This is a genomic window from Intrasporangium zincisolvens, from assembly GCF_034724055.1.
GTDB classification, from domain to species: domain Bacteria; phylum Actinomycetota; class Actinomycetes; order Actinomycetales; family Dermatophilaceae; genus Monashia; species Monashia zincisolvens.
The window spans coordinates 305069-321122 of the sequence record NZ_JAWIIL010000003.1 but is presented as its reverse complement, the minus strand read 5'-3'; the positions used below and the strand labels follow the sequence as shown (position 1 = coordinate 321122).

General features: G+C 74.0%; 13 protein-coding genes. 8 read left to right on the top strand and 5 right to left on the bottom strand.

Features of this window, described 5'->3' with window-relative positions; translation table 11 throughout:
- Positions 1-55 precede the first annotated feature (55 nt).
- A complete protein-coding gene (locus tag RY076_RS09985; protein WP_323097509.1) occupies positions 56-1312 on the top strand; it encodes an aminotransferase class I/II-fold pyridoxal phosphate-dependent enzyme in 1257 nt (418 codons plus the stop codon).
- A 242-nt stretch (positions 1313-1554) separates the two neighbouring features.
- On the opposite strand, the gene nicT is transcribed toward RY076_RS09985, so the two are convergent.
- From nicT to RY076_RS09965, 4 genes are all read right to left on the bottom strand, one after another.
- Positions 1555-2664, bottom strand: a complete 1110-nt coding sequence (gene nicT / locus RY076_RS09980; protein ID WP_323097508.1) for a Nickel transporter NicT — start codon at positions 2662-2664, stop codon at positions 1555-1557.
- A gap of 98 nt (positions 2665-2762) precedes the next feature.
- Positions 2763-3437: a lysophospholipid acyltransferase family protein gene (locus RY076_RS09975; RefSeq protein WP_323097507.1), complete on the bottom strand. Its 675-nt coding sequence runs from the start codon at positions 3435-3437 to the stop codon at positions 2763-2765.
- A 69-nt stretch (positions 3438-3506) separates the two neighbouring features.
- On the bottom strand, positions 3507-4268 hold the full coding sequence (locus RY076_RS09970) for a class I SAM-dependent methyltransferase (protein ID WP_323097506.1): 762 nt from the start codon (positions 4266-4268) through the stop codon (positions 3507-3509).
- Positions 4265-5545, bottom strand: coding sequence for an MFS transporter (locus RY076_RS09965; RefSeq protein ID WP_323097505.1), 1281 nt, complete (start codon positions 5543-5545; stop codon positions 4265-4267). Before RY076_RS09965 ends, RY076_RS09970 begins: the two co-directional genes overlap by 4 nt.
- Before the next feature lie 72 nt (positions 5546-5617).
- Here RY076_RS09965 and RY076_RS09960 point away from each other — a divergent pair, with 72 nt between their 5' ends.
- Positions 5618-6493, top strand: coding sequence for a LysR family transcriptional regulator (locus RY076_RS09960; protein ID WP_323097503.1), 876 nt, complete (start codon positions 5618-5620; stop codon positions 6491-6493).
- A gap of 22 nt (positions 6494-6515) precedes the next feature.
- Here RY076_RS09960 and RY076_RS09955 read toward each other — a convergent pair whose 3' ends face one another.
- The gene (locus RY076_RS09955) at positions 6516-9236 is read right to left on the bottom strand and encodes a DNA polymerase III subunit gamma and tau (RefSeq protein WP_323097502.1); all 2721 of its coding nucleotides are present in this window, start codon (positions 9234-9236) and stop codon (positions 6516-6518) included.
- A gap of 171 nt (positions 9237-9407) precedes the next feature.
- On the opposite strand from RY076_RS09955, the gene egtB reads away from it, so the two are divergent.
- From egtB to RY076_RS09925, 6 genes are all read left to right on the top strand, one after another.
- On the top strand, positions 9408-10724 hold the full coding sequence (egtB, locus tag RY076_RS09950) for an ergothioneine biosynthesis protein EgtB (protein WP_323097501.1): 1317 nt from the start codon (positions 9408-9410) through the stop codon (positions 10722-10724).
- Complete coding sequence (egtD, locus tag RY076_RS09945; protein WP_323097500.1) at positions 10721-11719, top strand: L-histidine N(alpha)-methyltransferase; 999 nt, start codon at positions 10721-10723, stop codon at positions 11717-11719. Before egtB ends, egtD begins: the two co-directional genes overlap by 4 nt.
- An 85-nt stretch (positions 11720-11804) precedes the next feature.
- On the top strand, positions 11805-12266 hold the full coding sequence (locus tag RY076_RS09940; protein ID WP_323097499.1) for a DUF3817 domain-containing protein: 462 nt from the start codon (positions 11805-11807) through the stop codon (positions 12264-12266).
- A gap of 146 nt (positions 12267-12412) precedes the next feature.
- Positions 12413-13069: an ABC transporter ATP-binding protein gene (locus tag RY076_RS09935; RefSeq protein WP_323097498.1), complete on the top strand. Its 657-nt coding sequence runs from the start codon at positions 12413-12415 to the stop codon at positions 13067-13069.
- An 11-nt stretch (positions 13070-13080) separates the two neighbouring features.
- Positions 13081-14634 (top strand): hypothetical protein, encoded by a 1554-nt coding sequence (locus RY076_RS09930; protein ID WP_323097497.1) that lies wholly within the window; start codon positions 13081-13083, stop codon positions 14632-14634.
- A gap of 69 nt (positions 14635-14703) precedes the next feature.
- Positions 14704-15936, top strand: coding sequence for a GNAT family N-acetyltransferase (locus RY076_RS09925; protein WP_323097496.1), 1233 nt, complete (start codon positions 14704-14706; stop codon positions 15934-15936).
- Positions 15937-16054 lie beyond the last annotated feature (118 nt).

The window sequence follows — 16054 nt, the reverse complement described above, 5'->3', positions numbered from 1 at the left end:
CGCGTAGCGTGGACGCGTCGATCGGCGCGTCGATCGAACGTCAGCGGGAGGGGCGATGGACGAGCACGTGGTGGACGCCGGACCGACCCCCGCCGGGCCCGCTCCGGGGACCGGGCAGGTCACGCCGGCGACGACGTCGGCACGCGCCGCACGGGTGCAGGCCGCGGTGCCGTTCCGCGCGATGTTCGACTTCCGGATGCGCTCCGGCTACGCCGAGCGACGCCTCGAGAACGGCGTCGTCGACCTCACCTTCGGCGACCCGCACGAGATCCAGAGACCGGAGTTCGTCGAGGCGCTGCGCGAGGCGACCGTGCCCCGCGACGAGCTGTGGTTCGCCTACAAGCAGAGCGAGGCCGGCGCCCAGGAAGCGGCAGCGGCCTCGCTCGAACGGGTCGTGCCACTCGGCTGGACCACCGGCGACCTGCGCATGACGACCGGCGGGTTCGGCGCGATCACCGTGGCCATGAAGGTGCTCGCCGACGCGGGCGAGGAGGTCGTCTACACCCTGCCGCCGTGGTTCCTCTACGAGCCGCTCGCCCTCGAGGCCGGGCTCGTGCCGGTCAAGGTGGCGGCGCTGCAACCCACCTTCGACCTCGACCTCGACGCCATCGCGTCGGCCGTCACCGAGCGCACCCGCATCGTCATCGTCAACTCGCCGAACAACCCGACCGGACGCATCTACTCCCCCGCCACGCTGCGCGCCCTGGCGCGTCTGCTCGACGAGGCGTCGGCGCGGCACGGCCGCCGGATCTGGATCGTGTCGGACGAGCCGTACAACCGGATCGTGTTCTCCGGCAACGAGTTCCACAGCCCGGCGGAGTTCTACGAGCAGACACTGATCTGCTACTCGTACGGCAAGACGCTGCTCGCGCCCGGCCAACGCCTCGGCTACCTCGCCGTGCCGCCGGGGGTCGCGGGCCGCGACGAGCTGCTCGAGGCGGTCGACATGATGCAGATCGCCGCCGGGTGGCTGTTCCCGAACGCCGTCATGCAGCACGCGACGCCGCGGCTCGAGCAGCTGTCGCACGACATGGCCGGCCTCGAAGCCAAGCGCGACCGCACCCTCACGGGGCTCCGGGAGGCCGGGTACGAGGTCGCGACGCCGGAGGGCACCTTCTACCTCTGGGTGCGCTCGCCCGTGCCCGACGACGAGGCGTTCGTCGCGGGCCTGGCCGAGCGCGGCGTCCTCGTCATGCCGGGGGCGATCTTCGAGACGCCGGGATGGTTCCGCATCTGCCTCACCGCGACCGCCGACTCCCTCGAGGCCGCCCTCCCCCACCTCCGCGCCGCCCGCCAGCTGCGCCCGGGCTGAGTTGGCACGCCGGAACCGGGTCCTCGCCGCCCGCCAGCTGCGCCCGGGCTGAGTTGGCGCGTCGGAACAGGGGCCCCGCCGCCCGCCAGCTGCACCCGGGCTGAGTTGGCGCGTCGGAACCGGGGCCCCGCCGCCCGCGAGCTGCGCCCCGGCTGAGTTGGCGCGTCGGAACCGGGGCCCCGCCGCCCGCCAGCTGCGCCCGGGCTGAGTTGGCGCGTCGGGCGGGTGTCGGGGCAGACGCGTCAGTCGGCGAGCGAGGCCTCCCACCGCTCCTCGATGCGTCCGTAGCGCCACACCGCGACCGCCACGAGCCACGTGACGACGAAGAGGCCGACGATCCAGAAGCCGACGTCGCCGAGGTCGATCGAGGCCACCCAGGCGAGCGGTCCTTCGGTGATGCCGAGCTTGTCGGCGAGCAGCCCGACGAGCTCGATGACGCCGATGACGAGGGCCACCGCGACCGACAGCGCCGTGACGGTGATGTTGTAGTAGATCTTGCGGACCGGGCGGCTGAAGGCCCACCCGTAGGCGACGTTCATGAACGTGCCGTCGGCGGAGTCGAGCAGCGACATGCCGGCGGCGAAGAGCACCGGCAGCACGAGGACCGCGTACCAGGGCAGGGCGGCCGCGGCGGCGCCACCGGCGATGACGAGCAGCCCCACCTCGGTGACGGTGTCGAAGCCGAGGCCGAAGAGCAGCCCGACCGGGTACATGTGCCACGGCTTGGTCACGGTGCGCGTCACCCGGCCGAGGACGCGGTTGAGGAAGCCGCGCTTGTCGAGCTGCCGCTCGAGCTCGGCCTCGTCGTAGTGCCCGGCGCGCATCCGGCGGAACACCTTGAGGATCCCGACGAGGGCGGCGAGGTTGACGAGGCCGATGAGCACGAGGAAGACGCCCGACACCGTCGTGCCCCAGATGCCGGTGACCTGCTGGAGCGTCGAGCCGCCGTCGGTCAGGGCGCCGGCGAGGGCACGGATGCCGGCCGCGAGCAGCATGACCATGACGAAGACGACCGAGCTGTGTCCGAGGCTGAACCAGAACCCGACACTCACCGGGCGCTGGCCGTCGGCCATGAGCTTGCGCGTCGTGTTGTCGATGGCGGCGATGTGGTCGGCGTCGAAGGCGTGCCGCATGCCCAGCGTGTACGCGGTGACCCCGAGCCCGACGCCGAACAGCTGCCCGGCGACGCGGTACTCGGCCGGCGCGACGAGGAAGACGAGCAGCCCCCAGCCGACGACGTGCAGCAGGGCGACGAACATCGCCATGCCGGCGATGCTCCGACGCTCCTGCGGCCCGATGCGTGCGGCGAGTCGGGTGCGCACGGGGCGGGGCGTCGTGGTGGGTGCGGTCACGGGGCCACGCTAGATGCGACTCGGTCGCATCTGCAACGTGCAGATGCCGTAGGCCGGCTACAGCACCTGCATGAGGCCCGCCGGTCAGGCCGGCCCGTTCAGACGGTCGGCTCGCCGCCCGGGACCTCGTTGTAGGTGTCGGCGCGCTCCTGGCCGGACAGCGCCGAGATCGCCTCCATGACGCGGTCGGTGAGCAGGCGCCGGGCCTTGCCGGCCGGCATTCCCTGGTACTCCTCGACCGGGATCGGCTCGCCGAACCGCACCGTGACCTTGGCCAGACGCGGGAAGCTCGCCCCGACGGGCTGGATGTTCTCCGTGCCGATGAGCCCGACCGGCACGACCGGCACCTGGGCCGTCAGCGCGAGCCAGGCGACGCCGGTGCGCCCGCGGTAGAGCCGGCCGTCCCGCGACCGGGTGCCCTCGGGGTAGATGCCGAAGGCGTCGCCGTTCTTGAGCACCTCGAGGGCGGCGTCGAGGCTCTCCTGCGCAGCCGTGGGCGAGTGCCGGTTGACCGGCACCATGCCGACAGCGCTGAAGAAGCCCTTGCGCAGGAAGCCGCCGACACCGGGCCCGGTCCAGTACTCCTCCTTGGCGAGGAAGCGCACCTGGCGGGGCGAGGCGAGCGGGATGGCGAAGGAGTCGATGAACGACAGGTGGTTGCTCGCGACGATGACCCCGCCCTCGCGCGGGATGTTCTCCTTGCCCTCGATGGTGGGCCGGTACAGCGCGTGGGACAGCGGGTACAGCAGGTTGCGCCCGAGGCTGTAGAACATGCGCCAACTGTAGGGCTACCCGTCGGTTGCGACCGCTCGCGACCCCTGCGCGACCAGCCCGTGGACGCCTCAGGCGCGGGCCCGCACGGCCCACGCGCTGGCGAGCACGTGGAAGGGCGCGGCGGGGGCGAGCTCACGGCACCGCTCGCGCAGGGCGTCGCGTCGGTCGGGCGCCAGCGAGCGGACGTAGTCGCCCGCCGGCCCGACGCCGAGCGTGTACGGCTCCCACCACTCCTCGAACGTCTCGTGCCGTACCGGGACCATGAGGGAGGTGTCCTCGATGCCGGTGAGACCCGCTGCGTCGAAGAGGAGCGCGAGGCTGCCCTCGGACGCGCCGGGCAGGTCGCCCTCGCCGTGGGCGCCCGGGTCGAGGTCGGCGACCGCCTGCCAGAACAGGGCCAGTGGTCCGCCACCTCCGCCGTGGTCCCAGACGCAGGCGGCCACGGTGCCGCCGGGGCGGGTCACCCGCGCCATCTCGCGCAGCCCGCCGACCGGGTCGGCCATGAAGTGCACGACGAGCTGCGCGAGCACGACGTCGAACAGGTCGTCCGGGTAGGGCAGGTGCTCGGCGCCCCCGAGCTGCACGTCGAGGGTCGGGAGCTGCTGGCGCAGCGAGCTGAGGAAGGGCTGCGACGGGTCGACGGCGGACACGGCGTCGACGCCGAGACGGTCGACGAGGACCCGGGTCAGCGCCCCCGGACCACACCCGACGTCGAGGACGCGGGCAGGCCCGGTGCCGACCCCGGCCCAGTCCGCGAAGCGGGTGGCGAGCGGCCCCGAGTAGCGCCCCATGAAGCGGTTGTAGGCGTCGGCCGCAACCTCGAAGGTCACGCCCCGAACCTACCGCCGGTCAGGTCACCGCGCCGTCCGAATCCCGCTCCTCCCGTATGCGTCGAAGTGTCCGACGCGCGCACCCGGAACGAGCCGGCCACGACGGCCGCGAGCGCCGTGACGAAACCTGCTGCCACGAGCGTCGGGCCGACGCCGGCCTGGTCGATGACGACGCCTCCCACGAGCAGCCCGAGCGCGGACGCCGCGTTGACGACGACCGCCTGGCCGGCGAGCGCCGAGCGGCGACCCGGCCCGGAGGTCTGCGTCAGGATCACCTGGGTGATGGCCCGGATGCCGACCACCGTGACGAGCCCGGCGGCCGCCGCGGTGACCGCCACCCCGAGGGGCGTCTGGACCAGCCCCATGACGGCGAAGGCGGCGCCCTGCCCGACCCACGCGAGCGTCGCCAGCCGGAGCGGCCGCCCCGAGAGCGGGCGGTGCGCGAGCACGACGGTGGTGACGAGCGAGCCGATCCCGTACGCCGACAGGCCCCACGCGTAGAGGACGCCCGGCTCGCCGGAGCGTTCACCGGCGACGGCGAGCCCGAGGACGAAGGCGAACCACAGCAGACAGCTCGTGCCGCGCATCACCCAGCCGCGGACGACGTCGGGGTGATCGCGCACCGACTCGAGGATGCCGGGCGCCCGGCCCGTCCCTGGCGCCACGTGGGCGAGGTCCACGGGTCGGGACGGCGCGTCCGCCGGGTGGTCGAGGACGACGCGACGCACGACGACGGCCGAGACCACGAGGCCGGCCGCCTCGACCCACAGCATCGCGTCGACGAGCCCGGCGTGAACGCCCAGACCGGCCAGTGCGGGACCGGCGACCATGGTGGCCCGGCGCGACGCGTCGTCCCACGTGACGGCCCGCGTCGCCGTGGCTTCGCCCAGCTTGTCACCGAGGTCGCCGAGCAGCGCGGTGCGCCCCGGAGCTGCGAGGGCGTCCCCGGCGCCGACGACGAGACCGACCGCGACGAGCAGCACCGGGTGCAGCAGACCCAGCCACACAGCGATCGGCACGACCGCGAGCGCACCCGCCTGGCCGAGCGCCACGACGGCGAGGCCGCGCCCGTCGCCCACCCGCTGCCGCAGGCGCCGGGCCCACCACGGCGACAGGAGCACCGGCACGCCGGACGCGCCCGCGACCAGTCCCGCCGTCGACGCCGACCCGAGCTGCTGGACGACGACGACCGGCAGGGCGACCTGCGTGAACCGGAAGGCGAGGTACTCGACCGCGTTGGAGGCGAGGACCACGGCGATGGCACGTCTCGGACCCATGCGTCGAGCCTCCCGGGGACTCCGCTGAGCCGGTAGACGGCCGCGGTTCCGGAGGGGTCATAAGGTGCGTCTATGGCCTCATTGGCTGGCACTCCAGACATCGACGACCTGCGCCTGGTCGTGACGCTCCACCGCACACGGTCGCTCGGCTCCGCCGCCCGTGAGCTGCTGGTGAGCCAGCCAGCCCTGTCGCAGCGGCTCTCACGGCTCGAACGACGCTGTGGCACAGCGCTCTTCGTACGCGACACCACCGGGTCGACGGCCACACCCGCCGGGATCGAGATGGTGCACCAGGCCGAGCACATCCTCGGCCACCTAGAGCAGGTGTTCGCGAACGTCCGGTCGGCGGCACGGGCCCGCACACTCCGCATCGGCACCTTCGCCGGTCTGTCGGCCTACCTCTTCCCGCTGATCGACGCGCTCGTCGGCGACGAGGTACAGGTGCGCCAGATCGTCTACCACGGCCGCGAGATGGTGGCCTACGTCGACGAGGGCAGCCTCGACGTGGCCGTCGTGGGCGTGGCCGAGCAGATGGAGCTGCCGCGACACGTCGTGGCTACGCGCCTCGGCACCGACCGGCTGGCGACCTTCGTGCCGGTCGACGTCGACGGGCCCCGACGCGGCGCTCGGCCGTTCCGGGACCTCGACGTCGTGTACACGGCCTGGGACGGCTCCGGGCCCCTCATCGCCGAGCGGATCGCCTCGCTCGGAGGCACCTCGCGCTACGCGGCCACGGCACCGGTGGCCGTCGACATGGCGAGGCAGCGCGGCACGGTCGCCGTGCTGCCGTCGAGCGCGGCCCGGCGCTCGGCGGGAGCGGGCGACCGGGTGCTCCCGGCACGGATCGACCTGCCGGTGCGGCTGTCGCTCATCTCGCGCGGCGCCCTCGACCCGACCATCGCCGCCGTCGTCCCCCGGCTCACCCGGGAGCTGGGCCTGGCGCGCTGACCGCAGGCCGCGACGCGTCGGGCTAGTCCTCGATCTCCTGGACGACCCGGCCGCCGAGCACCTTCTCGATGACCGACCGGCCGATGTCACCGGAGGTGACGATGTCCTCGTCGTCGTCGCTCACCGCGGAGTCGTCGGTGACCGGCCCGGGAGCGGGCTCGTCGTCGGTACCGCTGGTCGCCCGACGGGCACTGGCCGACCTCGCCTCGGCGAACGCGGCGCGTGCCGCGCTGGCCCCCCGCAAGGCCGTGGCCGTCGGCGCGACCACGCCGGGCTCGGCCGACGGGTTCGCCGCGGCCTGGGTCTGGGTCGCCGGCGGCGCGGCCACCGCCGTGGCAGCACCAGCAGATGCGCCTCCGCCTGACGGGGTCGGCGCCGGCTCACCGGCCGGACCCGTGGCCCAGTCCGGCGGAGGCCCCGACGCGCTCCCCCAGCCGGCGTTCTGCTCGAGGGACCGCCCGGACACCGGGCTCAGCCCCGCATCGGCGAGACGACCACTCGCTCCGGGACCGCTGGCCCCGGACGAGCCGCCCGGCCCCCCACCCGACGCAGCGCCCGCGCCTCCGGCGTCGTGCCCGGCACCGGCGTCGCCCCACGACGGGCGCCCGGACGGGGAGTCGTGACCCCCACTCGGGCCGCCTTGCGCTGCAGCGGCTTCGGGCGCTCCCGCGCGTGACCCGCCGCCCGGGGTGTCGTGGCCGCCGGAGCCGCCGGGGCCGGCACCCCCCGGACCGTCGGGGCCTGCACCAGCATCGCCCGCCGGGCCGTCGTCGGGCGGCGGGACCGAGCCGGCGGGCGGGGCCACCGGGGCCTGCTGAGAGACCTCGGCCACGTGCACGCCGTCGACGAGGGCGTCGACGCCGAGCTCGTCGATGAGCGCCTGCCGGACGATCTCGGCGTGGTTGCCCGCGCGGAAGGTCGTCGTGAGGCCGGCGGTGGCGATGCCGAGGGTCAGGGTGCGGCCGTCGAAGGCCGTCACCTGGGCGTTCTGGGACACGAAGGTCCACGTGATGCGGCGCATCGTGAAGATGCGACCGAGGACGTTGGGCCACGCGCGACGGATCGCGTCGGTGTCCATGCCGCCGCTCGGCGCGGCGCCGCCACCCGACGCGTCACCACCGGACGCGTCACCGGCCGACGACGGACCGGTCGGGTCCTGCGCGGCGTGGGCGTGCGCGACGCCACGCGACGCGTCGTGGACGACCTCCGAGCGCGACGAGCCCGACGCGTCCGACGCGCCCGACCCCGGTGAGCCCGACGCGGCACTCCCGGCACCGACGGGCGGCTCCTCGACGGCCGAGGGCCCACCTACCGACTCGGTGGGCGCGATGACCGGGGGCGCACCGGCCTCGGCGCGGGCAGCGTCGACGCGTCCGGCGTCACCGGGGCCCGCGGGTGCGGCCGCACCTGAGGCACCGAGGTCGACGGCGCTGCTGCGCCCGCCACCGCCCATCCCCCCGGCCGGGAGGGATGGGGCCGACGGGGCGCCGCTCGACGGGGGCGTGTAGTCGGCGACGGTGCGCGGCGGGGCCGCAAGGGCAGGCGGGGCCGGGGCGTCGCCACGCGCGCCGGTCGGCACGCCACCGACCTCGAGGCGACGCTCGAGGCGGTCGAGCCGCGCGGCGTAGCCCTGCTCGCCCGACGAGGCCGGCAGCAGGATGCGCGCGCAGATGAGCTCGAGCTGCATGCGCGGCGCCGTGGCGCCCGTCATCTCGGTGAGCCCGGCGTTGACGATGTCGGCCGCGCGGGACAGGGCGCCCGGGCCGAAGGCCGACTGCTGCACCCGCATCCGCTCGAGCTGGTCCTCGGGAACGCCGCGCAGGACCTGGGCCGCGCCCTCCTGGACCGCGGCCACGACGATGAGGTCGCGCAGCCGCTCGAGGAGGTCCTCGATGAACCGCCGCGGGTCGTGGCCCGACTCGATGACCTTGTCGACCTGGCGGAAGGTGGCCGCGCCGTCGCCCGCAGCGAGCGCGTCGATCGTGCTGTCGAGCAGCTCGCCGTCGGTGAACCCGAGCAGCGACACCGCGCCGTCGTAGGTCAGGCCCTCAGGGCCCGAGCCGGCGATGAGCTGGTCGAGCACCGAGAGCGAGTCACGGACCGAGCCGCCACCGGCCCGCGTGACGAAGCTGAGCACGCCGGGCTGGGCCGCGACGTGCTCGGCCTCGAGCAGTTTCTCCATGTAGGCGGTGAGCTTGGCGGGCGGCACGAGCCGGAACGGGTAGTGGTGCGTGCGCGAGCGGATCGTGCCGATGACCTTCTCGGGCTCGGTCGTCGCGAAGACGAACTTCACGTGCTCCGGCGGCTCCTCGACGATCTTGAGCAGCGCGTTGAAGCCCTGCGGCGTCACCATGTGCGCCTCGTCGATGATGTAGATCTTGAAACGGCTCTGCGCCGGACCGTACGAGGCGCGCTCGCGCAGGTCGCGGGCGTCGTCGACACCACCGTGGCTCGCCGCGTCGATCTCGATGACGTCGACGCTGCCGGTGCCGCCGCGCGCGAGCGCCACGCACGACTGGCACGTGCCGCACGGGGTCGGCGTCGGGCCCTCCTCGCAGTTGAGGCAGCGGGCGAGGATGCGGGCGCTCGTCGTCTTGCCGCAGCCGCGCGGGCCGCTGAAGAGGTAGGCGTGGTTGACCCGCCCCGTGCGCAGCGCCTGCATGAGCGGCTCGGTGACGTGCTCCTGGCCGATGACGTCGGCGAAGCTCTCGGGCCGGTAGCGGCGGTACAGGGCGGTGGCCATGCACGGAACCCTAACCGTCCGGACCGACGCCGGTCTGCCCGGTGAACAGGTCCTTACGGCTCGCGGACATCCCACCGATGGGGTGGTGGCTGTCGGTGGGCCGACCTAGGGTCGAAGGCACTCAGGTCCGGGTGCAACCTGCGCCGTCAGCGACCGCTGGAGGAGGTCACGATGTCCGATCCGACACCCGACCCGACAGCCCTGCACGAGTGGGACGCCGACACGATCGTCGCCCGCTACGACGAGGTCCGCGCCCACACCGAGGCGCTGGCCGCTCCGCTGTCCCCCGAGGACCAGACCGTCCAGTCCATGCCCGACGTCTCGCCGACGAAGTGGCACCGGGCCCACGTCACGTGGTTCTTCGAGACCTTCGTCCTCGCCGACCACGAGCCGTCGTTCACGCCCTACCAGGACCGCTACTGGTTCCTCTTCAACAGCTACTACGAGGGCGTCGGCCCCCGCTACGCGCGGCCGAACCGCGGCCTCATCAGCCGCCCGGGAGCCCACGACGTCGGCCTCTACCGCGACAACGTCGACGCCCGCATGCGCGACCTCGTTCAGACCCTCGACGGCGGCGCCCTCGAGAAGCTCACCTCCACCATCGAGCTCGGGTTCCACCACGAGCAGCAGCACCAGGAGCTGCTCCTCATGGACATCAAGCACGTCCTGTCGCTCAACCCGCTCCAGCCGGCCTACGCCGGCACCCCGAGCCCGCCGTCCGAGCCCGACGCGCTCGGCTGGGTCGACGTCGAGGGCGGCCTCGTCGAGATCGGCCACCGCGGCGGCGGCTTCTCCTTCGACAACGAGCTCCCGCTGCACCAGGCCTGGCTCGAGCCGTACCGGCTCGCCGACCGCCTCGTGACCAACGGCGAGTGGCTGCGGTTCATGGCCGACGGCGGTTACGACCGGCACGAGCTCTGGCTCTCCGACGGCTGGGGCCGGGTGCGGGCCGAGGGCTGGCGGGCGCCGTTCTACTGGACCGAGGTCGACGGCATCTGGTTCGAGCACACCCTGAGCGGCACGTGGCCGGTCAACCCGGGCCTGCCGGTCAGCCACGTCAGCCACTACGAGGCCGACGCGTACGCCACGTGGGCGGGCAAGCGCCTGCCGACCGAGGTCGAGTGGGAGCACGCCGTCGTCGCCGACGGCCAGGCGCACGCACCGGGTGCCGACGCGTCCGCCAACCTCGCCGACATCGTGACCTTCCACCCGCGTCCGGCGGGCCCGGCCACCGGACACCTGCGCCAGGTGTACGGCGACTGCTGGGAGTGGACGTCCTCGGCCTACCTCTCCTACCCGGGCTACCACCCGCCGGCCGGGGCCATCGGCGAGTACAACGGCAAGTTCATGTCCGGGCAGATGGTGCTGCGCGGTGGCTGCGCACTGACCCCACCCGGCCATGCCCGCGCCACCTACCGCAACTTCTTCCCGCCCGGGTCGCGCTGGGCGCTGTCCGGCGTCCGGCTCGCCGACGGGGGCGTGCAGTGAGCGCGCCGCACGGGTCGGGCGGGCACGAGCCCGTCGTCACCGTGGCCCTCGACCCCGACTGGGCCGCCGGCTCGCTCGTGTCCGACGTGCGGCGCGGGCTCGGCTCGCAGCCGCGGACCCTGCCGCCCAAGTGGCTCTACGACGACGCCGGGTCGAACCTCTTCGACGAGATCACGCGCCTGCCCGAGTACTACCCCACCGAGCGCGAGCGCGAGATCCTGCGCGACCACGCCGCCGACATCGTCCGGGCCTGCGACGCCACCACCGTCGTCGAGCTCGGCAGCGGCACCAGCGACAAGACGCGCACCCTGCTCGACGCCTTCACCTCGGTCGGGCACCTCGAGCGGTTCGTGCCCGTCGACGTGTCCGAGCAGACCCTCCGTGACGCCGCGGCGATGCTCAGCGAGCGCTACCCGGGACTGCGCGTGGAGGCCCTCGTCGGCGACTTCACGCTGCACCTGGGCCACCTGCCCCGCGGCGGGCGGCGCCTCGTCGCGTTCCTCGGCGGCACCATCGGCAACTTCTACGTCGAGGAGCGAGCCGCGTTCCTCGGAGCCCTCGCCGACAGCCTCGAGCCGGGCGACTGGTTCCTCCTGGGCACCGACCTCGTCAAGAGCACCGACCGACTCATCGCCGCCTACGACGACAGCCAAGGCGTCACGGCGGCGTTCGTCACCAACTGCCTCCACGTGCTCAACCGCGAGCTCGGCGCCGACTTCGACGTCGACGCGTTCTCCTACGTCCCGTTCTGGGACCCACGCCAGGAGCGCATGGACCTGCGGCTGCGGGCCGACATGCCGCAGCGGGTCACGGTGCCGGGCGCCGACCTCGTCTTCGACCTCGCGCACGGCGAGGAGATCCGCGTCGAGATCTCGACGAAGTTCCGGCCCGAGCGGCTCGCCGCCGAGCTCGGGGCCGCGGGTTTCGACGTCGAGCGCACGTGGACCGACGCCGCAGGCGACTTCGCACTGACCCTCGCCCGACGCGCCGGCTGAGCGAGTCACGGGGGTCGCCGTCGGGTCGCGGGCGGTCGTTTGTGACACTGGGCGCTCGAGTACGACACGACGTAGGAGACGCCGCATGACCCCTCGCACCCTCTACCGACGCATCGCCGCCGCGGAGGTGGTCACGTGGGCCCTGCTGCTGCTCGGCATGGTCCTCAAGTACGTGACGCGCACGACCGACCTCGGCGTCCGCGTCTTCGGCCTCGCCCATGGCGTCGTGTTCATCGCCTTCTGCCTCGTCACCCTCCTGCTCTGGGTCAACCAGCGCTGGACGCTGCGCGAGGCCGCCCTCGGCCTGCTCAGCGCGGTGCCGCCGTTCCTGACGATCTGGTGGGAGCGGCGCCTCGAGCGGCGTGGAGGCCTCGAGGGCGGGTGGCGCCTCGGCCGTGACGGCGAGAAGCCCGTGACGCCGGCCGAGCGCGTCGTCGCCACGCTGCTCGCACGTCCGGCCGTCGCCGTCGTGGTCGGCATCGCCGCCGTGGTCGCCCTGACCGCGGTGGCGCTCGTGGCGGGGCCGCCGGTGCCGAAGCAGGGCTGAGCGGGACGCCCGGAGCATCCGCCCGCGCCCACACGGCGCCCACCCGGCGCCCACCCGGCGCCCCTCCAGCGCCCGCCCGGCCAGCGTGTCCGCAGCGCGGCGGCATACGGTGGCCTCGACAGGTTCGGGTGAAGGGACGGGTGCAGATGGCTGCGGTCGCGGTGCTGACCGGCGAGGTCCGGGCAGAGGGTGTCAGCAAGACGATCGACGAGACGACCCTCCTGCTGGCGACCGACGTGCACGCCGACCCGGGCGAGTGCATCGTCCTGCGCGGGCCCAACGGGTCCGGCAAGACGACCCTGCTGCGGATCATCGGCGGGCTCCTCGTGCCGACCACGGGCACCGCGACCATCGGCGGCCGCGAGGCCGACGAGCGCGACCGGGCCGTGCGCGCCGCCGTCGCCGCCCTCCTCGGTGCCCCCACGACCTACCGCGACCTCACCCTCATCGACCACCTCGTCCTCATCGACTCCACGTGGGGCGGCGAGCCCGCGTCCTCCGACGAGCGCAGCCTCGCCCTGCTCGACCGCCTCGGCATCGCGCACCTCGACGACCGGTTCCCGCACGAGCTGTCGTCCGGCCAGGAGCAGCTGTTCCGGCTCGCACTGACGTTCTCCCGTCCGTCGAGCATCGTGCTGCTCGACGAGCCCGAGCAGCGCCTCGACACGGCCAAGCGCCAGGTCGTCGCCGACCTCATCCGTGACCGCATCGACACGGGCACCACCGTCGTCATGGCCTGCCACGACCCCGAGCTGACGCAGTCCCTCGCGACCCGCGTCGTCGACATCGTCCCGGCCCGCTGACGGAGGGATCGATGAGCAGACGCAAGCGCAAGCGCGCCGCCACACGCTCGACCCACCCGTCGGCGTCGACCCCGCAGCCGACATCGACGACAGCGCCGCCGGAGACGCCGGAGACGCCGAACGGGCCGCGCCCGGGCGTCGATCCCTCCGGGGCCACGCCACCGGCCGCCGACGCGACGACACCGGAGCCGGCCCCCACCGAGGTCGACTACGACGACCACGACCTGCTCGGACAGGCCGACTGGGTCATCGGTGGCGAGGCCGCCCGCAAGGCGCGCCAGCAGGGGCTCTACGCCGGTTACGTCCTGTTCCTCGGCGCGCTCGTCTACGGTCTGCCGATCGTCCAGACGGTCTTCCGCACGTCCGACGCGAGCTCGCTCGGCCAGCAGCTGCGGTCCCCGGAGGCCATCGGCCTGCTCGTGGCGTCGGTGGCCGCGCTGCTCGGGGCGGTCGTCTTCGCGGGCCGGTTCCGCGGACCGGTCGTACCGCCGATGCCGTGGATCGACCTCGTGCTCCAGGCCCCGCTCGACCGGGCCCTGGCGCTGCGCCGCTGGTGGCGCTACGCCGCGATCAGTGGCCTGTTCGTCGGGGCCCTGAGCGGCCTCACGGTCGGCGGAGGCCTGGCCTTCGCCCACCTCGCCGGGCCCCTGACGATCCTCGTCACGACCCTCGCGGGCACCGCACTCGGGGTGCTCGCCTCGCGGCTGTGGCTGTGGTCTCAGGTCTCGTCCTGGCCCGGCCCGGACCGCGGCCTCAGCCTGCTGTGGCGGGTGCCCGACGCCCTGCGCGAGCTGCACGCCGAGTCGCTGCGCGTCCACTCGGCCAACACCTCGACGATGGCCGGCTCGGCCCTCACCGGCAACCTGCGCACCGCGCGCCTTGCCCTGACGCGTCCGGTGCGGCACGGCCGTACGGCACGGCTGCGCGCCGGACGACCTTTCACGGTGCTCGTGCGCCGTGACCTGCTCGGGCTGCGCCGCACGCCGGGCGCGTTCCTCTCGGGCCTGGGCCTGACGCTCCTCGGCGGGGCGATCGTCACGTGGGCCTTCACGCAGCCGGCCGCCCCGAGCATCGCCGCCACGATCGGGCTGCTCCCGCTCTACCTCGGGTTCGGCGCCTGGGCCGAGGGCCTGCGCCTGCAGGCCGACAACGTCGGCACGCCTTCGCTGCTCGGCACCGGTGAGGTCACCGAGGCGGTCGCGCACGTGACCGTCCCGACGGTGCTGACGGTCCTCGTCCTCGGGGGCTGGGCCGCCGTGGCGGCCGGGTTCGGCTCGCTGCCGGCCAGCGCGGTGCTGTCGCTGTGGCTGGTGCTGGTCCTCGTCGTGGCCGGGAACGTCTTGGCCGCCTTCCGCGGGTCGCCGACGTTCGTGCTGCGCCCGCAGATGGTGTTCGCCTGGTACGCCGTGCCCGCGCTCACGGTCGTCCTCCTCGGCTCGCTCATCGCCGTGCTGACCAAGGCCGGCAACTACACGTGGCTCTCGGTCGTCAGCTGGCTCGTGTACATCGTGCTCGCCTGGGCGGTCTCGAAGGTGCGGCGTCTCACCTACCTACATCGCGCCTGAGCCCTCCCCCTACCTCGTGCCCGACAACCCGGTCGCCCGCGCCGGCGACCAGTCGTTAGGTTCGGGCGCATGACCGACCTGCGCACCCGCGACGCCATGCACGACGACCTGCCGGCCATCCTCCGCATCCGCAGCCGCTCCTTCGGGCCGCTCGGCAGCGGCGGCGCCGACTGGTGGGACCGCGTGGCCGCAGAGACGCTCGGCGGGCGGATGGTCGTCGTCACCGACGACGCCGGCACCGTCGTCGGCTCCGGGCGCATCCGGCCGTTCGAGCAGGCGTGGGGCGGCCGGCACCTGCAGATGGGCGGCGTCGCCGGCGTCTACGTCGAGCCGAGCGCGCGCGGCCGTGGCGTCGCGACCACCCTGACCCGCGCCCTCGTGACCCGGATGGGCGAGCTCGGCGACGTCGTGTCCTGCCTCTTCCCCACCGCGCCGACCCTGTACCGACGCTCCGGCTACGAGATCGGCGGCGTCCAGTCGCGCACGACCTTCCCGTCGCACCTCGTGCGCGCGCTCGGCTCGGCAGCCGACGGCCGACGCGTCCGGCCCGCGACGCCCGAGGACGCCGACGCGCTCACCGCGCTCACCCGCACGGCCCAGGCACGCCACGCGCAGAGCGGGCCGATGGTGCCGCGCGCCGAGGTGTTCCGCCGGATGCTCGAGCAGGGCGAGCTCATCACCTACGTCGCCGGTCACGACGCCGGCTCCGGCGAGCCGACGGGCTTCGTCGTCTACGACCTGTCCGGTGAGGCCGCGACCGTCGAGCACCTCGTCGCCGCCGACCCGGCCACGGCCGCCGCGCTGTGGGGCGTCGTCGGCTCCGGCTCCTCGGCCGTCCCGACCGTGCACACCTACCTCGACCCGCGCGACCCCGTGCTCCTGTCGCTCGCCGGCCTGCCCGAGGCGCAGGTCGCCCAGGTGCCGTGGATGGCCCGCGTCATCGACCTCGCCGCCGCGTTCGCCCGCCGCGGCTTCGCGCCGCACACGACGACGACCGTCGAGCTCGACGTCACCGACACCGACGCACCGACCAACGCCGGCCGCTGGCGGCTCACCGTCGACGGCGGCTCCGGCACGGCCACGCGCGTCGCGGAAGGCCCGGCTGACACGTCGGGAGCGGACGCGTCAGGGGCTGACGCGTCGGTGCCCGCGGTCGACGCGCGCGGCCTCGCAGCGCTGTGGTGCGGGTGGACGGCCTCTCGGCTGCGGCTCGCCGGCCTGCTGCGGGGTGGCTCCCCCGACACCGACGCCGCCCTCGACGCGGTCTTCGCCTCGACCCCGTACATCACCGAGTACTTCTGACCTGCAGGGCAGTTCGAGGTGATCTCTCGCGCGGGTCCGCGACGGATCACCTCGAACCAGCCGGACTCAGCACGAGTCGAGGTGTTCCGTCGCGGCAGGATGCGGCGGAATACCTCGA